The sequence below is a fragment of the Cytobacillus oceanisediminis 2691 genome (assembly GCF_007678455.1).
In the GTDB taxonomy this organism is placed as follows: domain Bacteria; phylum Bacillota; class Bacilli; order Bacillales; family Cytobacillaceae; genus Mesobacillus; species Mesobacillus oceanisediminis_A.
Window position 1 is genome coordinate 1 of the sequence record NZ_VEEP01000096.1, and the last position, 321, is coordinate 321.

Consider the following 321-nt stretch of genomic DNA (forward strand, 5'->3'; position numbering starts at 1 on the left):
AACGAATCAGTACGCCTTGATCCACTTCTCTCCTCCACTTCTGACCCTTCCCCCAACAATCCTCTTCTCCATTTATGCAAAACCAATCCTGACCATCCTTCCCATCTTACCCCCAATCCTACTCCGATATCTATATTCCCTCTCCATTGGCATTCTACACTTCACCGCTCTAAAAGCACCAAAACTATTTGAAATCCCACATTTCATCTTCCCCTTTCTACATTATGATATAACCATCACCTTGAAACTTCTCCTTCTCATCGTACCACTCCCAATCCTAACTCTATCTCAACACATTCGCCATCACCTTGTGTTAACCAA

1 pseudogene is annotated in these 321 nt (G+C 43.3%); it reads left to right on the forward strand.

Annotated elements, in window-relative coordinates:
* Nucleotides 1-16: 16 nt before the first annotated feature.
* Nucleotides 17-321: pseudogene (locus FS736_RS25555) on the forward strand (uracil permease); the annotation flags it as partial.